A 282-nucleotide genomic window follows, 5' to 3' on the forward strand; every position below is an offset into this window, starting at 1 on the left:
GTACGGTTACAGGGTGGAATGAGGTTACTACTCCGGCATTATCGCCAGGCGGTCAATTAGTTATCAAGCAAGCCAACTTTAGCGGTAGTGCTGCGGGACTTGAGCTTATTGGTGTGGATGGTAAAAATCCAGCTTTTCGATTTGATGGCACAACATACACGCAAATTACCGGACCTATTACACCGGACGCACCGACAAACCTAGAAGTGTTACCGTCACAGGTATTGCTTATCGCTTATCGTGGTGGCTCGTTTGTGTTTAGTAAGATTGGTGACCCTACTG

At 47.2% G+C, this 282-nt stretch carries 1 protein-coding gene; it reads left to right on the forward strand.

Annotated elements, in window-relative coordinates; genetic code table 11:
* Positions 1-282, forward strand: a 282-nt coding sequence (locus tag AAEY72_RS14570; protein ID WP_352311242.1) for a hypothetical protein, incomplete at both ends; no start/stop codon positions are given.

The organism is Psychrobacter sp. W2-37-MNA-CIBAN-0211, from assembly GCF_040309405.1.
Taxonomy (GTDB): domain Bacteria; phylum Pseudomonadota; class Gammaproteobacteria; order Pseudomonadales; family Moraxellaceae; genus Psychrobacter; species Psychrobacter glaciei.